The 18987-nt window shown below is 38.5% G+C and carries 20 protein-coding genes; 10 read left to right on the top strand and 10 right to left on the bottom strand.

Going from position 1 to position 18987, the window contains the following annotated elements:
* Positions 1-89: 89 nt before the first annotated feature.
* The 3 genes from MTF66_RS33625 to MTF66_RS33615 all read right to left on the bottom strand — a co-directional run bounded on the left by MTF66_RS33625 (position 90) and on the right by MTF66_RS33615 (position 3740).
* A complete protein-coding gene (locus MTF66_RS33625; RefSeq protein ID WP_248529967.1) occupies positions 90-2345 on the bottom strand; it encodes an aminotransferase class V-fold PLP-dependent enzyme in 2256 nt (751 codons plus the stop codon).
* Between the two features lie 107 nt (positions 2346-2452).
* The gene (locus MTF66_RS33620; RefSeq protein ID WP_008113005.1) at positions 2453-3529 is read right to left on the bottom strand and encodes an AI-2E family transporter; all 1077 of its coding nucleotides are present in this window, start codon (positions 3527-3529) and stop codon (positions 2453-2455) included.
* The gene (locus tag MTF66_RS33615) at positions 3522-3740 is read right to left on the bottom strand and encodes a hypothetical protein (protein ID WP_075169036.1); all 219 of its coding nucleotides are present in this window, start codon (positions 3738-3740) and stop codon (positions 3522-3524) included. Before MTF66_RS33615 ends, MTF66_RS33620 begins: the two co-directional genes overlap by 8 nt.
* 143 nt (positions 3741-3883) lie before the next feature.
* On the opposite strand from MTF66_RS33615, the gene MTF66_RS33610 reads away from it, so the two are divergent.
* Genes MTF66_RS33610 through MTF66_RS33590 form a run of 5 tightly spaced genes read left to right on the top strand, consistent with a single transcriptional unit; the run spans position 3884 to position 7404 of the window.
* On the top strand, positions 3884-4528 hold the full coding sequence (locus tag MTF66_RS33610; RefSeq protein WP_008113002.1) for a hypothetical protein: 645 nt from the start codon (positions 3884-3886) through the stop codon (positions 4526-4528).
* Between the two features lie 12 nt (positions 4529-4540).
* Entirely contained in the window at positions 4541-5998 is a 1458-nt protein-coding gene (locus MTF66_RS33605) for a M48 family metalloprotease (RefSeq protein WP_248529966.1), read from the top strand.
* Positions 5999-6053: 55 nt separating this feature from the next.
* Positions 6054-6401, top strand: coding sequence for an arsenate reductase (glutaredoxin) (arsC, locus tag MTF66_RS33600; protein ID WP_248529965.1), 348 nt, complete (start codon positions 6054-6056; stop codon positions 6399-6401).
* Positions 6401-6955 carry an NAD(P)H:quinone oxidoreductase gene (gene wrbA / locus MTF66_RS33595; RefSeq protein ID WP_008112996.1) on the top strand — a complete coding sequence of 185 codons (555 nt, stop codon included), beginning with the start codon at positions 6401-6403 and terminating at the stop codon, positions 6953-6955. Before arsC ends, wrbA begins: the two co-directional genes overlap by 1 nt.
* On the top strand, positions 6952-7404 hold the full coding sequence (locus MTF66_RS33590) for a DUF2069 domain-containing protein (protein ID WP_008464564.1): 453 nt from the start codon (positions 6952-6954) through the stop codon (positions 7402-7404). The genes wrbA and MTF66_RS33590 overlap by 4 nt, the downstream gene beginning before the upstream one ends.
* A gap of 63 nt (positions 7405-7467) precedes the next feature.
* Here the strand turns inward: MTF66_RS33590 and MTF66_RS33585 are convergent, their stop codons facing one another.
* Both MTF66_RS33585 and MTF66_RS33580 read right to left on the bottom strand, forming a co-directional pair.
* A complete protein-coding gene (locus MTF66_RS33585) occupies positions 7468-8805 on the bottom strand; it encodes an ankyrin repeat domain-containing protein (protein WP_248529964.1) in 1338 nt (445 codons plus the stop codon).
* A 210-nt stretch (positions 8806-9015) separates the two neighbouring features.
* Positions 9016-9609: a phospholipid-binding protein MlaC gene (locus tag MTF66_RS33580; RefSeq protein WP_036932808.1), complete on the bottom strand. Its 594-nt coding sequence runs from the start codon at positions 9607-9609 to the stop codon at positions 9016-9018.
* 246 nt (positions 9610-9855) lie between these two features.
* Between MTF66_RS33580 and MTF66_RS33575 the strand changes: the two genes are divergently transcribed.
* Both MTF66_RS33575 and MTF66_RS33570 read left to right on the top strand, forming a co-directional pair.
* Complete coding sequence (locus tag MTF66_RS33575; protein ID WP_010388480.1) at positions 9856-10392, top strand: acyloxyacyl hydrolase; 537 nt, start codon at positions 9856-9858, stop codon at positions 10390-10392.
* 85 nt (positions 10393-10477) lie between these two features.
* Positions 10478-10627 (top strand): DUF2897 family protein, encoded by a 150-nt coding sequence (locus MTF66_RS33570; RefSeq protein ID WP_138570659.1) that lies wholly within the window; start codon positions 10478-10480, stop codon positions 10625-10627.
* Between the two features lie 32 nt (positions 10628-10659).
* Here the strand turns inward: MTF66_RS33570 and MTF66_RS33565 are convergent, their stop codons facing one another.
* Together MTF66_RS33565 and bamC are read right to left on the bottom strand one after the other, a co-directional pair.
* Positions 10660-12048 (bottom strand): YjiH family protein, encoded by a 1389-nt coding sequence (locus tag MTF66_RS33565; RefSeq protein ID WP_055013242.1) that lies wholly within the window; start codon positions 12046-12048, stop codon positions 10660-10662.
* A 65-nt stretch (positions 12049-12113) separates the two neighbouring features.
* Complete coding sequence (gene bamC, locus MTF66_RS33560; RefSeq protein WP_008112982.1) at positions 12114-13172, bottom strand: outer membrane protein assembly factor BamC; 1059 nt, start codon at positions 13170-13172, stop codon at positions 12114-12116.
* Positions 13173-13526: 354 nt separating this feature from the next.
* Between bamC and MTF66_RS33555 the strand changes: the two genes are divergently transcribed.
* Together MTF66_RS33555 and bcp are read left to right on the top strand one after the other, a co-directional pair.
* Positions 13527-14060 (top strand): glycine cleavage system protein R, encoded by a 534-nt coding sequence (locus tag MTF66_RS33555; protein ID WP_008464556.1) that lies wholly within the window; start codon positions 13527-13529, stop codon positions 14058-14060.
* Between the two features lie 10 nt (positions 14061-14070).
* On the top strand, positions 14071-14550 hold the full coding sequence (bcp, locus tag MTF66_RS33550) for a thioredoxin-dependent thiol peroxidase (RefSeq protein ID WP_024601114.1): 480 nt from the start codon (positions 14071-14073) through the stop codon (positions 14548-14550).
* 108 nt (positions 14551-14658) lie between these two features.
* On the opposite strand, the gene MTF66_RS33545 is transcribed toward bcp, so the two are convergent.
* Positions 14659-16260 carry a M56 family metallopeptidase gene (locus MTF66_RS33545; protein ID WP_248529974.1) on the bottom strand — a complete coding sequence of 534 codons (1602 nt, stop codon included), beginning with the start codon at positions 16258-16260 and terminating at the stop codon, positions 14659-14661.
* Positions 16261-16274: 14 nt separating this feature from the next.
* Positions 16275-16655, bottom strand: coding sequence for a BlaI/MecI/CopY family transcriptional regulator (locus tag MTF66_RS33540; RefSeq protein WP_028835022.1), 381 nt, complete (start codon positions 16653-16655; stop codon positions 16275-16277).
* A gap of 257 nt (positions 16656-16912) precedes the next feature.
* Here MTF66_RS33540 and MTF66_RS33535 point away from each other — a divergent pair, with 257 nt between their 5' ends.
* On the top strand, positions 16913-17359 hold the full coding sequence (locus tag MTF66_RS33535) for a hypothetical protein (protein WP_138622824.1): 447 nt from the start codon (positions 16913-16915) through the stop codon (positions 17357-17359).
* Between the two features lie 72 nt (positions 17360-17431).
* Here the strand turns inward: MTF66_RS33535 and MTF66_RS33530 are convergent, their stop codons facing one another.
* The gene (locus MTF66_RS33530) at positions 17432-18910 is read right to left on the bottom strand and encodes an ABC transporter substrate-binding protein (protein WP_138622822.1); all 1479 of its coding nucleotides are present in this window, start codon (positions 18908-18910) and stop codon (positions 17432-17434) included.
* Between the last annotated feature and the right edge of the window lie 77 nt (positions 18911-18987).

Genomic DNA, 18987 nt, shown 5'->3' with positions numbered 1-18987 from the left:
CCTCTGCACAATGAACATTTTATTAATCTTCGATTAAAGCAGGCAAAAAAAAGACCGACACATGTCGGCCTTTTTCTTTTATTAAACTATTAGCTGGTCAATGCTAAACCACCCGATAAGTTAAAAACGCGGTTATAACCAAGTTCAATTAAGTTTGCCGCCGCAATTTTTGAACGATTTCCACTGCGACACACCAATATGTATTGATTGTTTTTATCTAGTTGCCCTTGGGTGAGTGCATAGGCCATTCGGCTTAAAGGAATATTTAAAGTTTTAGCCTCAGGCACATTAAGCAATCCACTGATATTGTTAGCGCCATGCTCATAAGGCTCTCGGGTATCAATTAAATATACACTGTTATGTGAGAGCATTTCCTTCGCTTGATTAAAACTAAGCTGCGAAGTTTCGACTTTAGGCTTTGCATTAACATAACCACAAAGCGAATTTGTTAATGTGTGTTGTTGTGAGTCTGCTTGTTGTTTTTGCATGGCAAATTCAGTATGGCTGATATTACCTTCAATAAGCGCTTTTAATAAAGGTGTTTGCTGCTTTTGCACAGCCCAATTCATGGCGAAACACTGTTGATAATCATGCCCAGAGCACACCACACTTTGCGGATTAAGCTCTGCAGTTAACTTAGTCAAAGAGTCTGCCATCTGCATCGCATCTCCCCCATCAAGTACTGTATTACCAAGCCCCGCAGGTAAAATTAAATCACCACAAAAACAGTACTGTACATCGCCGTTATTAGCCTTTAATAAATAACTCACGCTATCTTGGCTGTGTCCAGGCGTCGCTAGCTTTTCAAGTACTTGTTCGGTTAGTTGCAATTGTTCACAATTAACAGGCCAGCCTAATTGATCAACTTCACCAGCAACTAAATTTGTTTTGAGTGCGCTGCGCATTAAATCAAGAGCACAGTGACGATCTTGGTGCTCATGCGTGTTTAAAATAGCAGTAATAGTTAAATTTTGTGTATTCACTATTTTTTCAAATCGAGGGATCAGTTCAATAATTGGGTCAATAATAATTGCCTGTTGATCATCAGCTACATACAACCAACTGCAAGCACCTTGGTGTCTAAATTGGGTAAGCCCCAAGGCACATACTTCTTGTGCTACTAAGCTACTATCAGAAATAACCAAACAATTTGCTTGTAACACTGTTTTAAGTGCGCGAATTTGTTCACATGCATAGTCTATTTGCGCCATAGTGGCAGCAGGCCCAAACGATAAACGAATCGCATTTTCACTTTGCCACTGTGACACTCCCATCGCATCAAGTACAAAGCTTTGAGTTGCGCCCGTACTACAGGCTGAGCCACCGCTGACTCTAATACCTGCAGCGTCAAATAAATCAATAACTTCTTTACTGGTTAAATCATTAACTGCAAAGTTTAGTGTTGTGGGCACTGAGCAGGCAAAATCATGATTAAAGGTAATACTTCCAAAGGTGTCAACTAAAGCGCTATGCAGTTTATCGCGATACAAATTAAGTACATCAGCTGATTTAAAAGTATCGTCTTGCTTATCAAGCAGCAAACTAAACAGCTTATTAAGCCCAGCAATACCGGGCAGGTTTTCTGTACCTGAACGCATGCCACTTTCTTGGCCTCCACCAGCTATAAACGGCGTGTATGGGCTTCCTTTACGAATATACAATAATCCGATGCCTTTAGGTGCATAGAGCTTATGTCCTGAAAATGGCGCATAATCAATCGTTGTTTCACTTAAATTGAGCTGTTGTTTACCCAGTGCCTGCACACAGTCAACCATCCAAGTCACATCGTTATTACGACTGCGGATCACCTTTTCTATAGCACTTAAATCTTGGTATACACCGGTTTCATTATTAACAGCCATAGTACAAATCATCAGGGCGTTATCAATATGCTGAGCAATAAAGTCTAAATCTAAAATACCGTCTCGGTTAACCGGAATAGCAATAATTTCAGCATTAATTTCAAGCACGGCATTCCAATGTTTTAATGTATTAGGCACCGCTTTATGCTCAGTTGCTCCATACAATAAAACCGGTTTAGATTTTGTGTGCTGTTTGGCATTAATTAAGGTTGATACGATAGCAGTTTGAATACCTTCGGTCGCACCTGAGGTAAATAATATATCGCCCTGCTGCGCACCAATCACGCTGCGCGCTTTTTGCCTCGTTTGTTCTAATAAGTGTTTGGCTTGAATACCGGTTATATGGGGACTTGAGGGATTACCAAAACAAATTTGCATCGCATGGCACACCACCTCTGCAATACATGGCAATACAGGTGTGGTCGCATTTGCATCAAGATAAACTTGGTTGTTGGGTTCATCTGGCAATAAAAACTCTGACATTAAAAACGCACCTTATTACTAAAAAATATATCTTATTCCCAATAGTACATAGTTTTAAAAGGAATGAATAATAATCTTTAGTAATTAAAGTGCGTTTACTATACTTTTTAGTTACCGAGCTCTTCTGCGAGTTCTTCATGTGTGGATGACCACGCCTTAATAAGCGCTTTTACTAATGATGCTAATGGAATAGCAAAAAACACCCCCCAAAAGCCCCACAGCCCACCAAAAAATAGTACGGCAACAATAATAAACACCGGATTTAAATCAACCGCTTCAGAGAACAATAAAGGGACTAACACATTGCCATCAAGCGCTTGAATAATGCCGTAAATAATTAAAATGGTCCAAAACTGGGTTTCTAAACCAAACTGAAACAGCGCCACCGCCGCCACAGGTATAGTCACCAGCGCAGCACCAACAAATGGAATAAGCACCGAAAAGCCAACTAACACACCAAGCAACGCCGCATAACGTAAATCCAATACCGTAAAGGCAATAAAAGACACCGAGCCAATAATTAAAATTTCGAATACTTTACCCCGAATATAATTCATTATTTGCTGATTCATTTCATGCCACACTTGCAAAATTAAGCGTCGTTGGCGCGGGATCAGTTTAGCAATGCTGGCACTGAGCTCTACTTTATCTTTCAGCATAAAAAACACCAGTAGCGGTACTAAAATAAGATAAATTAACCACGCAACAGCATCTTTTAATGAATTGAGCGATGCCGACAGCACCACCTGGCCAAATTCAAGCACTTTGGTCTCTACCGTTACCACAATAGACTGTACTTGCTCTGCGCTAATAAGGCTGGGATATTTAGCTGGAAGGTCGAGTAAAAACGATTTACCTTGCTCAACCATATGCGGTGTTTCTTGCACTAAGTTACTACTTTGCTGCCAAAGCACCGGGCCAATAACTAATATTAAGGTGAGCATAATACCAATAAATATCAGCATGACTATGCTAGTGGCAGTAAAACGCTTTAAGCCAAATCGCTCCAAGTGAACTACAGGCCAATCTAATAAATAAGCAATGATCAGCGCCACTAACACAGGCACAATTAATGGGCCAAAAAAGTACAACATGGCAACCAGTGCCAATAACAAAAAAAGTAAAGTAACTGAATTAGGATCAGAAAACTTTTTTTCATACCATGCTTTTACATATTCAAACACGCAACGGCTCCACTAATAACAACGCTTGTTGTTTATTTAACTTGTAATAATACATTTTTTTTTGCAAATATCGTTCAATATCATCTGTGTTTTGCTCGCTTGAGATATTAAAAGTAATTGCTTGATTTAACGATATTGCCTCACGCAGCCCTAATTTAAACTGAATAAATTGCTGAGGGCATTTATAAGCGCGCAAATCTAGCTCTAGCATACTCGTTTCACTACCTGTTCACATTAATAATAAGTCCTATATCTGGGCTAACTAAGATTAACCGCAGTTAAATTTAACTTTTTCTTAAAACAACCTCTGCAATGGTTTATCCTTATAGCATAGTTAGCTAAAAGGATACGTTAATGCCTAATTCGCATAATAAAGCGCAATTGCCTAGCAATCCAACTCTCAAAGAAATTAATTGGTTTAAAAAACAAATTAATTGGGGGGAGCTGCCGCATTTTTATCATTTAGTAGCTTCGTCGGTAAGTGAATGTGAAAGTATTTTAGATCACGGCTTTGATAATGCCATCAAGCGTATCATCGATAAACGCAATTGGAATCTAGAGGCGCTGGGTATCGACCCAAACGAGCTTTTTGAGAAAGAAAGTAATAACAAGCCACGAATTTCGTTGCATCAAGTATTTACCGAGCGCGGTTTTGAACTACAAGCGTTCCCTTTTTCCCATGATACTACCATCGATAGATACGCTCGACATGATGAGTCAATGGAATTTATATTATGGGATCCATTGACCATGAAAACCGTTATTCGCATTAATCAATTACACAAATTTATTGGTTTTTACTTAGACCAAGGCGATGAAGCAGACAAGGCACTTATTTTACATTCACATAAAGTAGTTCATAAAATTATTGCTTTTTTACAAACTCAATTGAACATTGTTAAGGTTGATGGGGTCACAATAAAGTCGTTTTACCAACTATGTGAAAAGGACAGCCGTTTATACACCGATGATCCAACTAGTGCCTCTGATAAAAAATAAACAAGGAATATAATGCAGCTAAAATCAGCCTTTATCACTTTATGCAGTGCAGTGCTTACGTTTAGCCTGCTAATGAGTGAGCCGTTAAAGGCACAAACCAACCTTCAACTGCCCGACTTAGGCACGTCTGCGCTGCAGGCTTTACCATTGGAGAAAGAAAAGGCAATTGGTGAAGTGATGATGATGCAGATCAGAGGTTCTTCGCCATTAATTAACGATCCGGTGCTTGATGAATACCTAACAACCTTAGGCCGAAAGTTGGTTGCGAACGCCAATGATGTACGCTTTGGCTTTTCTTTTTTTTGGTTAAATAACCCTGAAATTAATGCTTTTGCATTTTATGGCGGTCATATAGGTGTGCATACAGGCTTAATTGCTCAAGCCGATAACGAAAGTCAATTTGCTTCAGTGCTTGGTCACGAAATTGCGCACGTTACACAACGCCACTTAGCAAGGCGTATTCAGCAACAACAAGACAATAGCGGTCTAACCATTGCCGGTATGATAGCCGGTATTTTAGCAGCCGTTGTAGCCCCAGATGCAGGTATGGCGATTATTTCAGCCAGCCAAACCCAGTCGGCATTTAGCCAACTCACCCATAGCCGCTCTGCGGAACAAGAAGCCGATAGAATTGGTATGCAAACCCTTAACAATGCGGGGTTTGACGCCCGAGCTTCCAGTGAATTTTTAACTAAGCTTGCAGCGCAAATTCGCTATAAATATAAACCCCCGGCATTTCTACTGACTCACCCGCTGCCAGAAAGCCGCGTGTCGGATGTACGTTTGCGCGCCGAGCAATATCCAAAACGCCAAGTAGGCTCTAGCCTGGATTTTAATTTAGCTAAAAGCCGTGTACTGGCACGTTACGATAACAAGCCAGAAAATGCAGAGGCCCTATTTAGAAAGTTAATGCGCGAAAATACTTATAACAACGTAGCGTTACAATATGGATTAGCTATCAGCTTAATCGATCAAAAGAAAACGGAGGAAGCGCAGCCTATCTTGGACGAGCTATTAGCTAGCGATCCTAAAAACTTATTTTATATTGATACAAAAACAGATTTACTCATTGCACAAAAAAAAGCAGCTAAAGCAGTTAGTTATTTAAGTGAATTAAATAACTATCGGCCAAACAACCAAGTGATCACTTTAAATTATGCAAATGCCGCGTTGGAAGCTGAGCAATATGAGTTAGCCGAAAATGTATTAAAATCGTTTTTATTGGAGAAGCCAGATCATAGTTTGGGTAAGCAGCTTTTGACCGACGCCTATAAAAAACAAGAAAAATTAGCCGCATATCACGAAGCTAACGCCGATGTGTTATCGCAATATGGCGCATATTTAAAAGCAGCTGACGAAATACAAAAAGCACTTAATTTTGTTGAGCCAAATGAAAATGTAAAACAACAACGTTTAAAAGCGTTACTCACACAATATCGGTTATTGCAAAAAGAGCTAGCAAGGCTTTAAGTCTTTAGTGAGTTCACCTAAAATAGCCGCAATTTATACTTTGGATGTACTTTTTATGTCAGTTACTATTTATCACAATCCGCGTTGTTCAAAATCGCGCGAAACCCTTAACCTATTACAAAGTAAAAACATCGAACCGAGTGTTGTTGAATACTTAAAAACACCGCTTTCTCATGAGCAAATTAGTACCTTAGTTTCTCAACTGGGGTTTAATTCGGCCCGAGATTTAATGCGCACCAAAGAAGAACAATATAAAGCACTGAATTTAAAAGATGAAAATAGCGAGTCGGTGCTTATTGACGCTATGGTCGACAACCCAAAACTAATTGAGCGCCCAATTGTAGTAAATAACAATAAAGCAGCACTAGGTCGCCCGCCTGAAAACGTATTAAGCGTTCTATAATGAGCACAACCATCGTGGTGCTGTACCACTCAAGCCATGGCTCGGTAGAAGCCATGGCGCATGAAATAGCAGAATCAATAGAACAACAAGGCGCAACCGCCTTGCTGCGTACGTTTGTAGCTAAAAACCCGCATGACATTGTGATCAGTAAAGACGATTTAGTTGCCTGTGATGGGCTTGCGTTTGGTACGCCAACCCGCTTTGGCATGATGGCCGCACAAGCAAAGACATTCTGGGAAACCACCAGCGATCTTTGGCTTAAAGGTCAACTTATCGATAAACCTGCTTGTGTGTTCTCATCATCGAGTAGTATGCATGGGGGCAATGAAGCAACCCTACTAAACTTATCACTGCCGTTATTGCATCACGGGATGATGTTAATGGGGGTACCTTACGATGTACCAGAGTTACTTGGCACCGAGACAGGAGGCACACCTTACGGCGCTTCCCACGTAGCAGGCAGCAGTAACAGCTCTACCCTAAGTAAAGATGAAATTAAAATATGTCAAAGCGTAGGCAAACGCTTGACTCAAGTAGCGAGTAAACTTAAATGACCCAAAATAGCGAGTCTGCTAAAAAGCCAGTGACCGTAAAATTTCAGCGCCTAGCCCTATTTGGTTATTTTGGCCTGCTTATTTTAATGCCACTATGGATGTTTGTGTTAGCACCGAGAGAGGGTCACAGTGACGCCTTTCTATTTTTAGTCTATGTGCTACCGCTATTATTACCTTTAAAAGGCATACTACAAGATAAAACCTACACCTATGCATGGGCTAACTTCATTGTTATGTTTTATTTTATCCATGGTTTTACATTGCTATGGGTTGCTCAAGATGAGTTAGTATGGGTATTGCTAGAGTTACTATTTGCCTCATCTATGTTTATTGGCTGTACTTACTATGCACGCCATAGAGGACAAGAGCTTGGACTTAAAATTCGTAAGCTTAAAGATGAACTTGCTGAAGAAAAAGCAGCGCATGAACACGATAAAAACAACTCATAGCTATCAGCTCAGAACATAAAAAACGCGCTTTATTAGCGCGTTTTTTTATAATTAAGTAAGTGGTTAAACTAACTCACTTAAAGCTGCTAGTCCCACTATACACGCTAAACCTAGCTGGGATACAAGGCTAAAAACCGACATCATTCTTAATAAAAACAACCCCCAAGGGTGCTTTACGTGCGGATACAACGAACAGCGCTTTAAATTTGTTGCAAAGAAAAAACACACCACCGCCGTCATGGTCATAAAAAGAGTGAGCTCACTTTTTATAGTGATATTTTCATCAAAAAAGAAAAACAACTGTAGCGGTAACAATAAAGCCACAACCGCATGTAATACATGCACTTTTTTAATTCGATCTAACTGCCCTTCTGGCGATAATTCTTTAATACCAAAATCACGTTCAAGGCATTTAACTAAGTTACTGGCTTTGATGCTTACAGCTAAACGGTAACAACTTAATCCGTCGTTATTACGCGCTCTAAAATCATACCCTGCTTTAAGCAATAAAATCATTAACGATTCATTTTTACTCATCACCGCGTAATGCAGCGCTGTATTACCTTTAATGTCTACGACTTTTTTATCTTGGTATTGCAGGAGCATTTCTATTACATTTACATAGCCTTTTTCTGCAGCCCACATAAATGCTGTTTTGTTATCTTCATCGGTCAAGGTACCCGTCGCACCTTGTTCAATAAAGCGCATGGCCATGGTTTGCTTAGCTTTTTTCTTGTTTAAATGGGCAAGTAAGGCATTTTCTAACAACACAATAGAATCAACATCAGGCGAAACCTGAGTTAATAAAGTAAAGTAATCTTTGCCTGCAGCTACCTTTTCGCTAGTAAGCTCTGCTAAATATTCAATGTCTGCAATCGACTGAGGAATATGCGCACTTAAACGCTCTCTAAAGTCGACCTCTTGCCAAATAGATAAGGTATCTGCAGCTGACAGCTTAGCACCCTGTTCAAGCGCATGTTCTATCAAAGTAAAAAAACGTTTACTAAAAAACAGACTGATTAATGAAAGCGGCGTTTCAATATTATTTTGTGCCGATACACTTGCGTATTTTTCAAGTCGCTGACACAACATTAAAACAATATTTTCTATACTGTAATCATTGGCAAAATAATGCTCTTTAAGTGCAGCAATATAGACTTGTGCATCTTCATCATATTCACAGATATGCTGAAAATAACATTCTTCAAACGGCTCTAGGGGGGTTAACCAGGTTAAATAATAAATTGGGGGCAAAACCGTAGTACAAACACCATCATCTTCTTCAGTAGAGCGACAGGCAGGCCAAGCTTCTAAAGCATCTAAAATGAAGGCACCGTTTTGTTCAACCAGCCCTTTGACCAATAACGGGTATTCCTTTGGCCAAATTAGTACATTTTCCATTAAAACAACACAACTCCAGTGTAGCTCGGGTGAGTGGTCAGTTATAACAGTTTTTAGCTGACACCACGCTTAATCAAAGAAGTCGATATTCTAACACAGCTTGGTAGTCAAGCTAGCGTAAACTCATGCAATATAGACCAAAATACAAAAGCAGCTAACGACATGCGCCATCAGCTGCTTTTACGGTTGGAGCTTTTAATTGCAAAGGAACTAACTTTGCTGCAGTTCTGCTGTGACTTGGTCTAATCCCACATCAGAAATTCGTTGAATGATCTCTTTTTGCTTAGCACTGAGTAACGAAATTCCCTCAGCAACAATATCGTATACTTTCCATTGCTGATCATTCCCCAAACGCAGTTTAAAGTGCAGATCTATGGTGGGTTTATTAGTTTCAATAATTTGCGTTTTAACAGTGGCAAATTTAGAGTCGCTTGCTGCGGCGTCTTGCTCAAATATTACATCTTGCCCTGTATACTTCATTAGTGCACTCGCATAAGTACCCGTTAAGTAATGCTCTACCGCACCAATAAACGCAACGCCCTGCTCGCGGTTGATACCTTTAATATGTTTACCTAATAATTTAAACGACACAAACTTAATATCAATATGTGGCATCAAACGCTGCTCAACAATTAAAGACATCGCTTCTTTGCTGGCATTACCTTGCGCATTTACCTGCCCAATATCGTTAAATAATGATTCGGCTACAGTTTGCAATAATTGTTTAGGTGACGGCTGAGTTTGTGCATACAAAGCACTACTGAAAAAAACAGCAACAACCACTAAAAGCTTTATAAGTTTCATAATAAATGGATAGTTTAAATAATTAAGTTTAGCGTAATTTACGCAAATAACAGGCAACAAAAAAGGCATAAATAAGCACCTTATTAATGCCAAATTAGCACCAATATAATTAGTTAAATAAATTCAATCAGTTAAAGTGTTCAGTTAACAAGCCATCTACAAGCGGATTTTTGTCCTCATTGAAAACAGTAATTCACCGCCCTTATCATTTAATTACTAATTTAATTTCCCCCGTAGTTGGCCATTATGAAAACCTCATATAATATGATTTCTATTATTGTTTTTTGTTTATTTTTACTGACAACTCATGCAGCCTATGCATCCCCAAACCATGGCTACGCTGTAGACTTATTAAAAGGCGAAGGCAATGTAACTGGAGTAAAGCTTGCGTATCAGTATCATCCAGAGGGTGCGCAAAACTTTGTGGGTGATGCCCGCTTTTACCTTGAAAGCAGCATTAACCTGTGGCATTACCGCCATGATCAACAGTCACAATCAAACCTGGTGTTAGCTGTTTCGCCAGTAGTGCAGTTCCCAGCATTTAGCCTATACAATACGCCATTTTATGTAGAGGCTGGTATTGGTTTTTCCTTACTTGATGAACGCTATTTTGCCGATAAAAACCTAAGTACTCACTACCAGTTTGAAGACAGAATAGGTCTAGTGGCGGATTTTGGTGAAACCAATGTAGCGCTGCGAATTATTCACTATTCAAACGCCGGATTTAAATCGCCGAACCCAGGGATTAACTTTTTAACCTTGTCGGTGGCACAACGTTTCTAATTGCTTATTTACAGCCCTAGAGAGCATTGCAGCTTTTATTTAATGTGGTCATAATAACCGCTTAATAAAATATAAGAGCATCGTAATGCAAATTTGGCAAATCGTACTCGTTATCTCGATTGTACTAGCTATTGTTATCGGCAATTTAGCACTGCTGCGCTTAAGTGCAAAAAGCGAGTTTAAACACTCAGTATCAAGTTCATCTAGGCAAAAAAGAGAAACAAAAAAGCCCTGAATAATCAGGGCTTTTTTCGTTTAAATCATTACTTAGCCAACTAACCAGTGCGCCATTAAGGCAATAACTGGCAAGGTTACTAAAGTTCTGAGAATAAAAATAATAAATAACTCAAAAATATTAACCGGTATTTTACTACCTAATAAAAGTGCGCCCACTTCAGACATATAAATAAGTTGCGTTACACTCATTGCCGCAATAATAAAACGTGTTACATCGCTTTCAATTGAGCCTGCGGCTAAAATAGACGGAATAAACATATCTGCAAATCCCACCATAATCGTTTGCGCCGCCATTTCAGCTTCAGGTATTTGTAGTAATTCTAAAAATGGAATAAACGGCATACCTAAATATTGAAATATCGGCGTGTACTCAGCAATAATTAAAGCAAATGTACCCACAGCCATTACCACAGGTAATACTGCAAACACCATATCGAATGCGTTGTGTAAGCCCTCTTCAATTGTGCCTTTTAAGCCTGGTGCTTTTTCTGCTTTAGTTAATGCAACATCAAGTGAATGCTTAAATAATGTTTTGCCTTCAGGAACTAGCTCGGCGTTGCCATCAGGTTGTTCACCATCAATAAGCACGTCCTTTTTAAAACGCAGTGGTGGTAAACGCGGAACAATTATTGCGGCCACTACACCCGCTAAACACACGGTTAGGTAAAAAGGTGCAAATAAGTATTCAAGCTTTACTTGGCCAATAACAACCAAACAAAAGGTAATTGATACAGCAGAGAAAGTGGTACCAATAATCGCAGCTTCACGTTGAGTATAATATTTATCTTCATACTGACGCGCGGTCATTAAAATACCCACGCTACCATCACCTAACCATGAAGCAACACAGTTAACTGCGCTGCGCCCTGGCACCCCAAATAATGGACGCATTACTTTAGTAAGTAAGGTACCCACTAGCTCAAGTAAACCAAAATTAAGTAATAACGGCAGTAACAAGCCCGCTAAAATGAACACCGAAAACAACACCGGCAATAAATCTTTTAATACTAGCAAGCCAGTATTTTCTGAGGTAATAGCATGCGGCCCAACTTGAAAATAAGTTAAAAGCACAAACGCCATACCAAACAACCGCGTTACTAACCAAATCCAACTCACATTAAACAAATGATTTAATAAGCGAAATTTGGTTAAGCTTTTCGGTTTAAAGACACTAAACACCAGCGACATAACGCCAGTAATACAAATAATGGTAGCTATTAGCCCTAGCGCTATTTCACTGAATGAGGCTTGAATTGCCTTGGCCATTACCGCGATAGGGATCGTCATTATTTCACCAGACGGTACTGGCGTCATAAACAAAAACACACCGATTAAAGAAGGAATTAAAAAAACCAACCAAACTTTCAAATCATAACTTTTTTGAACGGGTGCTGGGCGTGATGAATCTAACTGAGACATATTTTCAACCTGTAAAAACCACAAAAAGAGCTAAGTGCTCTTTTTGTGGTAAATATTTATAATTATTAAATCTTAATACCACGCTTAATTAACGCCGCTTCTAATGCTTGTTGCAAACCATTCATGGTACCTGGTTCAAGCGTTTCGCCTTTGTCATCCATCCACGTTAGACTGGTGCCACCTTGCTTGGTTTTGCTAACCAAAATTTGGTATTGACCTTCATCAATTGGAAGCTCTGTTGGTTCATCGCCCCAAATTGAATCCCACACACTGCTTTCTACTTTCGCATAATCTGCTGTAATTAAACCTGTCTCTTGGTTTATTTCAACAATAGTAAAAGATAAGCGCTCTAAGAATCCAGAAAAGCGATCGAATACCGTATCGTAAGCCTGCTCAGTAACAAGTGCTGCATTGCCTTTATTGTCAAATCCAAGTTCTAATGAAATTATTCCTTGGCGCTTACGCATATCAACTTCAAGTTGACGATAGCGATAATCAAATTCACTCACCACTTGATTAAGGGCGCGCACTTCTAGCTGTTGTTTTAATAAATCAGTCAGAGGTTTATCACCTTTGAAATCAATAAGCTCAGCCGTTAATGATGCTGTGCGTTGATGCTCTTTTTCTTCAATAGTAAATTTAAAACGTTCTAAATCAACACTTTCATCATCGCCCCATAACCAGCTTTCTTCTGGCTTAACAATGGCGTACCAATCTGTTTCCAGTGTTCCTTGCATTTTGTTTTGTTGTGTCGCGCTAATGTTGTTATCAGCAAGCACTGCTTGAATCGAGTCCCAAATGAATACATCTAAATCGTCAATGCCATCATTTTTATCAAAATAAATACGTGCTTGTTTATCTGCTTCCTCAACCCAACTGCCTTTAGCAATGGTTAACACTTGCGCCGGCGGGCGATAGTTTGTTGCCTCCGGATTATTATCATATTGACCCACATCCATCTTATAAACAGGATCTTGAGCGGGTTGTGATAACGAAGCAGGTGTTTTAACCGGCTCATGAGCGCGGTAATTACGCTCATTATGGGCATCACTCGTAAATACACTACACCCTGACAAACTTACCAATACACTTACTGCTAGTGCTTTTGGGATCCAATACTGCACAGATAATTCTCCTTAGCATACCCTTAATTGTTTTAACAAATATATGAGTGGGTAATACCGATTTGGTTCAGTGTAAAATCAATATTAACTTTACATTTATAATTTGCTTATCTAACTGCATTAAGCCAACAAGATGACCAACAGACTAGGCTACAAATAGACACATTTTTGCTATGGTACTTTCACAAGCTTGTAAAAACAAGAAACACTGCACTATTAACCGCCTAAAATTAACCGTCGCTGTAGTTTAACGCGGGTTTTGTGTTAAACTTTGCCGCCGTGCAACGCTACGTGTTTATTTTTTGTTGCCAAGTCGGTTGTTATCATCCAAGTAACTTAGGTACTTTAAAACCCATGACTGCATTTTCAAATCATCAAATTGTTTTAACCGCAATTGGCGAAGATAGATCGGGCATCGTTAGTGAGCTTACGCAACTCGTCAGTGATTGCCACTGTAATATAATAGATAGTCGCATTGCTATTTTAGGCAACGAACTTACTTTTATTATGCTACTGAGCGGTGATATGTCGGCCATTAGCCGTATTGAGCATACACTCCCTACCAAAGGTATGGAGCTTGGCCTGCTTACTATGATGAAACGCACTTCAAGCCATAATCAAAGCGAGTTTTGTGCAGGCTACACCCTAGAATACACTGGCATAGACACCCCTGGCACCTTGAGTAAAGTAACACGCTTTTTTGCCGATAATAATATTAATATTTGCTCATTAAAGTCAGATACCTACGAAGAAGAAACTGAACTTAAAATGCGCTGTGAACTTGAATTTAATATTCCCGTTGACGTTGACATTGACCAATTTAAAATTAGTTTTGAAAACCTTTCGCACGTTTTAAACGTAGATTACATCTTTCGACGTATTCGCTAAGGAGTTTAGCATGAACAAAATTACCCCATTACAAAGTGGCGACACAGCACCGGCTTTTAGCTTACAAAACCAAAATGACGAAACCGTTGTGCTCAGCGAGTTATTAAAAGAAAAACAAGTGCTGGTATACTTTTACCCTAAAGCGTCAACGCCTGGCTGTACCGTACAAGCCGAAAACCTGCGTGATCAACAAGCCGAGCTTGCTAAATTTAACACTCACGTGGTTGGCATAAGCCCAGATCCAATTAAGCGCCTTAAAAACTTTGAAACTAAAAAAGAGCTTAACTTTGACTTACTTTCTGACGAAGATCATGCCATTGCTGAGGCATTTGGGGTGTGGGGCTACAAAAAATTTATGGGCAAAGAATATGATGGTATTCACCGCCTTACTTTCTTAGTAGGCCAAGACGGTAAAATTAAACACTTGTTTGATAAATTTAAAACCAAAGATCATCACCAAGTGGTGTTGGACTATTTAGCCGCTGAATAAAGGCTAAAGGCTAAAGGCTAAAGGCTAAAGGCTAAAGGCTAAAGGCTAAAGGCTAAACAAGATAAAAAAAGCGTTGCTCAAGGGCAACGCTTTTTTGTATTTGCTTATTTATAATTTAGCTAATAACGGTGATTGTGGAATACCTACTCGAGGAAGTAGAGCCGGTGTTACCGCAAAGGCTGCTGGTAAACGTCCTTTTAACTCAGCCATTTTTGTTTGATTATTTTGCTGATCAAAAATGTAGTATTTTAAAACATCACCATAAGCACTTCCCTCTAAACTAGCTTGTTGCAGTGTGTCTAATGCTTTATCGTAATCTGCGCTATAAATATAAGCTAATGCTAAGTTTCCAGCAGATCCTGCGTGTAAGTTACCGTTAAGCTCTTTAGATAATTCCTCTAACTCAGCAATAGCCAGTTCATAACGACCTAGTTGTATGTAGGCATGAGCAAGTGAGTTTTTTGTAAAATATGGCGGATTACTACCTGCTGGGTACCATGTTTCGTAAGCACTTAAAATATCTTCATATTGTTCAAGTTTAGAAAAAATATGAACTAGTAAAGTATAACTTTCTAATTTAATTTCTCCCTCTTCAAAACCTGTTAGCACATCTCTATTTGCATACCATTTTTGAATATTTTTTGCCGTTTGTATTAGTTGTGTTGGTTGATCACTTTTTGCATCACCAGCTACCTCTAAAAGTTGCGCTAACTGTTGGTTATACTGATTACTAGCTGCGGGCTGTTTTTGCGCACTATGTTGTTCATTCTTTGGATTTTCATCAACAATTTGTGCTGCTGCCAACGCGCTAAAAGACAGTGCAGCCAAAGCCATTACCATATGTTTACTTTTCATTGTTTTTTCCTTGTTTAACATTTTAATCCTTTGAATATTAAAACTCTTTGAGTGTTCAATATTCAAAAGAGGGGGAGTGAAAAAGTTATATTTAGATTTTTTTTCATGCTCAGAGAGTAACAAACTGGCTAAATCTAACTGATACTTACCTTTGAGTTTACGCATACATTTTTCGTCACAACTAAGCTCTAACTGCTCTTTTGCCAAACGCGCTAGTTTTGAGCATATTGGGTTCCACCAAAAAACACTTTCTATAAAGCAAATTAGCCATGTCCAATAAATATCACCTTGTTGTAAGTGCGTTAATTCGTGCTCAATAACAGAGTTTAATTCTTTTCGATTTTCCATCTCAGGAGTAAGCCAAACAACCGGATTGACTAATCCTGTTGCAAAAGCAGGCCCTCCAATTGAGGTGAATCTTATTGGGTATATACAGTTTTCTCGTTTTGAAGTGCTATATAAGCTTGAGTTAGCTTTTAAGTTTTTGACTAACTTTACATACATAGCAACACGCAATGTAAACAAGCCAATTCCACTAAACAGCAATACACTAAAAATATGGTTTAATGATGGTAACCAACTCACTGGTGCAATAATGCTACTTTCTGATGTTATGACCTGCGCACTGGTAGGGGCTATTAACGTATTTAAAAAACTAAACTCAGCAACATTAACAGTATATTGCGATGTACTTTCAAATAATGGCAATTGAGAAAAGTATTGCCAAGGAACAAACCAGGCTATTAAAGCCAGCATTATTACGTAAAAATTTAATCTAGAAGGGGCACTTTTCATCCCTAATGATGCAAGCAAACAACACACACTAATAATTGTGCAAGTTACAAAATAATCCATCATAGCCTTCTCCTTTAATCTTGCTTTTTATTTTTCAATAACGATTGTAGGTACTCAATATCCTCGTCATTCAGCTTTTCTTCTTTAATAAAGTGGGCAATTAAGCTGCGAGAGTTACCTTTAAAAAAACGCTGCATGAAGCTAGGCATTGCTTGTGCTGAAAATGCGCTTTGAGTGATCACTGATTTAAATACAATCGCTCTCCCCTCTTGCCCGCAGCGAGCTATCGCTTGTTTTTGTTCTAACCTATCAACGATTGTTTTTACTGTGGTGTAAGCTACTTGCTTATCTTTTTTTGTATCAGCAAGTAGGGCTTTATGTAACTGGCTAGCAGTACAAGGCTCGTGCTGCCAAAGCAACTGCATTATGTCTAATTCAAATTCACTAAGTTTCATTTTAACCTCTATTACTACAACTGTAGTTTTCAACTATTACAAATGTAGTAATAAGCACTCAGTGTGTCAATATAAAAATTATATAATTTAAAATAAAAAATAAATTTAGAGGTTGGTAAATACATAAGCGATAAGAGGCATAATTATCGAAGTGAGCATATATAATGAGATGTCATTTTTTGTATTTATCGCTTTAGTACTTTAGCATTCCTGCCGATAGCTAAATTGGTAACGAATAACATTATGGATAATTAACCGTGATACAGCTAAATAAACACTCAGCCTTTGACATTAAAATTACAGCCGAAAAAACAAATATTGCACAACAAACAAAAGAAACAACAAAAAATCAGGACAACGCTGATTATCAATTATCAGACAGAGAGCGTAATAAGCTCTCAGGAAAAGAGGCTGAGCAAAAAGCTGAAAAAACCACAAATTCAGAAATGCCTGAATATATTGCAAAAATGATAGAGCAACTTAAAGAGCTCAAGCAGCTGCTTGAAGAACAAAAAGAGCAACTCACTCAATTACAAGCTCAATCGGACCAAGAAGACGAGGCTATACAGGCACAAATTGAAGCACAAGCAAACATCGTTTCATCAACACAATCTCAGGTAATTGCGCTCGTGCAAATGATCAGCCAAGCCATGAAGGATGCAGGTATTACAGACGCGGGGGCACTTGTCAGTGCCATTGTTTGAATTTTCAGAGCAAAGATTTCAATAATAAATAGCCTACCCTAGCGGTTAAAAAACTACGCTGTGCTTGCGTTCTCACTTTTCACCCAACAGTGCTTGCTGATAAATTTTATTAAACTCTTCAGCAGGTAAATCAGCCGCAAAGTGATATATAAGCGCTTTGTATTTATCGCTTTGAATTAATTTTGAGAGTGTATTATTAAAATCATGAACAAATTTTATATTTTCTTCACTACGCTCACACATTAAATGCCCAACAGTAAACGATGTATTTAATTTCAAATCAAAGGAGTGAATGTCTGCGTCTGTTATATCCTGCCAATACGTGACTACATCGCTGGGGTATTCAATAGACGCATCAAATTCTTGCAACTTAGCTAATTGTTGTAATCTAGAGAATATATTAGTGGGCGCTGGTTTTATTTTAGTTTTATCTACTTCTTCAAGTAGAGACATAATGTCTTCGGAGAATATTCTGAATTTTGATAATCCCAACCTTAATTCACTTTGAGACACTAACTCGTCTAAATTTTTCATATGCTTAAATTCAGTTAAATCAGTAGGAGAATAAAGTCGCGGAGCGAGATACAAAGAAAACGGCTTTGATATTAAATAGCGGTTTGCTCGTTCTGGGGTGTTAATTTTATTGGCATAACAATAATTAGTGCCAAATTGAACTTCATTATTTGTATTCGGCGCTTTTACAAACTCAACTCTGTAGTCTCGCATTTCAGTCAAAATTAATTCATAAAGCTGTGCGTCGAGTGATTTTTCTTCAGTAACTGAGTTCAGTCGCAGCAAAGACTCATCGTTACTACTCAATACGATTTTTATTTTACTTGCGTCAAAGTCAGCAAACCGCGTATTGTCATAATCTGATTTATATAATTCCTGCAACCGTCCCGATGATTTTAATTTTGGCATGGTTTGGTCAAATTTTCGCGCCAAGGCTCTGCCCTTTTCATCGTTCGAAAAGGCTAAATAAATAGGCCTTGCAGGTACAAGCTCTACATAATTAAGCTTTGATTTATACTCTTTGGGAATGTTGTAGTCAAAATCAACGAAAGCATCTATACGTTTATTCAGTAGCAGAGCCACTGCGTTTTCAATAGTAGACACCGGGTAATAATCGTGTGGGTATTCAATAAACTTATCGAAATTATAGCCGTCGAGCCAGCTTAATACTTTGTTGTTAAAATCAGATAACTTATTAAAGTTATTAGTAGAATTTAAAAAATAGGCATTAATTGGATAATCATAATCTAAGTACCAATGAGGATAATAGGCTAAAGGAACATCTTCTTTAGCAACACCAATTACGAAGTCATACTGTTTTTGTTCAAATAAATTGGTAATTCGTTTGTAAGTACTAAAATCAAACTCGAGCTGTTCATCTGCATAAACTTCTTTTAATAATTCAATATAAACGCCTGTTTCATCCGGATTAGTGTAATCAACCCAGTGAGTCACGCCCACTTTTACAGTAGCAAAAGCCGAGTTTATAAAAACATAAGAAAAAACAAACAACAGTAGTAGGTATTTAGCCAAGCGCATTCTCCCAATCACTTAGTTTAATATAAGCACCACCAGTGTACTTTGCAAACTTGGGTTTTAGTTTGGTACTTTGAAAA

The sequence above is a fragment of the Pseudoalteromonas sp. 2CM39R genome, assembly GCF_023161845.1.
Note: the sequence above shows the minus strand (reverse complement) of the source record. Positions and strands in the feature narration are given on the sequence as shown.